Annotated in this window: 3 protein-coding genes; 2 read left to right on the forward strand and 1 reads right to left on the reverse strand. The window is 72.6% G+C overall.

Annotated elements, in window-relative coordinates; translation table 11 throughout:
* A partial coding sequence (locus tag JNL41_RS16550; RefSeq protein ID WP_293476861.1) for a hypothetical protein occupies positions 1-219 on the reverse strand: 219 nt, incomplete at its 3' end.
* Positions 220-408: 189 nt separating this feature from the next.
* Here JNL41_RS16550 and pcaH point away from each other — a divergent pair.
* Positions 409-1,113, forward strand: a complete 705-nt coding sequence (pcaH, locus tag JNL41_RS16555) for a protocatechuate 3,4-dioxygenase subunit beta (protein WP_293476862.1) — start codon at positions 409-411, stop codon at positions 1,111-1,113.
* Between the two features lie 2 nt (positions 1,114-1,115).
* Entirely contained in the window at positions 1,116-1,715 is a 600-nt protein-coding gene (gene pcaG / locus JNL41_RS16560; protein WP_293476864.1) for a protocatechuate 3,4-dioxygenase subunit alpha, read from the forward strand.
* Positions 1,716-1,800 lie beyond the last annotated feature (85 nt).

The following is a 1,800-nucleotide window of genomic DNA, read 5'->3' on the forward strand; positions in this document are numbered from 1 at the left end:
GTCGATGTTCGGCGTCTTCACGACGGGATCGCCGAACGCGCCGATGCGCATGGACAGGTCGTCCGACATGATCAGCAGCACGTTGAGCGGCCGCTTCGCCGCCGGCGCCGAGGCCGCGGCGGTCTTCGTCCGCGCCTGCGCCGACATGGGCGCGACCGTCAGCGTCACCGCCGCCAGGGCCGCCGCCGAGACCGCCGCGGGGCCCGTCATCCTGCGCATGCTCAAGTCACTCCCTTCCGGTTCGCGCCGAGCCGGGTCACCGCGCCCGAGCGCGCTTTCGGCCGACAGCGCCATAAAATGGCAGCGCTGTCAAAGCGCGAGGACGGCGGCTGCGGGGAGGGGCCGTGAGCGCGCGACGGTCGGACGCCCTTGAGTCCGGACAGCGGTCGCGACATACTTAGATATCGAATGACTTCGACCGACGGATATCGCCGGGAGGACGACGGCGCGCATCCGCCGCACCTCTCCGAGGCCTACGCCTCGACCGCGTTGCGGTCGCCGAAGCAGCCGCTCGTGCGGCTGCCGCACACCCTGACCGAAATCCACGGGCCCGCTGGCGGAGGCGCGCAACTGTTCGGTCCCGCGATGGCCGACCTGACCCGCCAGCACGGGGGCGAGCCGCTGGGCCAGCGGATCATCGTGGCGGGCCGGGTGCGCGACGAGGACGGCCGGCCGGTCCCGGGCGCCATGATCGAGATCTGGCAGGCCAACGCGGCGGGGCGCTACATCCACGCCCGTGACCAGTGGAACGCGCCGATCGATCCGAACTTCACCGGCATGGGGCGGGTGATCACCGACGAGGCCGGCCGGTACAGCTTCACGTCGATCCGGCCGGGGGCCTATCCCTGGGGCAACCATCCCAACGCCTGGCGGCCGGCGCACATCCACCTGTCGCTGCTGGGCCCCGCCTTTGCGACCCGCCTGGTGACGCAGATGTACTTCGAGGGGGACCCGTTGATCGCGCTGGACCCGATCGCACAGGCTGTGCCGGCCGACGCGCGCGAGCGGCTGGTGGCGCGCTTCGACCTGTCGCTGACCGAGCCCAGCCACGCGCTCGGCTACGCGTTCGACATCGTGCTCCGCGGCCGCGACGCCACGCCGATGGAGCCGTGAGCATGGGCCGCGCGCGCCTGGGGCAGACCCCGTGGCAGACCGTGGGGCCGTTCTTCCACTACGCCCTGCCGCAGCCCGGCGGCGCCGACCTCGTGGAACTGTCCGAGGCCGGTGCGCGGATCGACCTCACGCCGGCGGACCACTTCCTGCTGACGCCGCCGCCCCGCTTCAGGCCGCCGGGGGAGATCATCGAAATCGTCGGCCGCGTCGTGGATGGCGCGGGGGCCCCGACACCCGACGCCCTGGTCGAGATCTGGCAACCGGATGGCGAGGGGGTGTTCGGAGAGCTGTTCGGCCGGTGCGCGACGTCCGACGACGGCGGCTACGCCTTCCGCACGGTGCTTCCCGGCCGCACGTCCGGCCCCGGCAACGCCCTGCAGGCCGCGCACATCGACGTGGGCGTGCTGGGCCGCGGGCTGTTGCGCCGCCTGGTGACGCGCATCTACTTCGAGGGCGAGCCGGGACTGGACGAAGACCCCGTGCTGGGTCTCGTCCCCGACGAGCGCCGCGCCACGCTCGTCGCGCGGCGGACCGGCCCGGGACGCTACCGTTTCGACATCGTCCTGCAGGGGGCGGGCGAGACGGTGTTCTTCGACTGCTGATGACCTCGCGCATCCTCGACCTGGCGGCCGGAACCGCCGAGATGCTGGCGGTCTTCGACGACGCGGCGCTGCTGGCGGCGGCGCT

The sequence above is a fragment of the Phenylobacterium sp. genome (assembly GCF_016793285.1).
Taxonomy (GTDB): Bacteria; Pseudomonadota; Alphaproteobacteria; order Caulobacterales; family Caulobacteraceae; genus Phenylobacterium.

Excerpts from the sequence above, each read along its gene's own strand:
- pcaH (WP_293476862.1), top strand. The coding sequence starts at position 409 with ATGACTTCGACCGACGGATATCGCCGGGAGGACGACGGCGCGCATCCG.
- pcaG (WP_293476864.1), top strand. The coding sequence starts at position 1,116 with ATGGGCCGCGCGCGCCTGGGGCAGACCCCGTGGCAGACCGTGGGGCCG.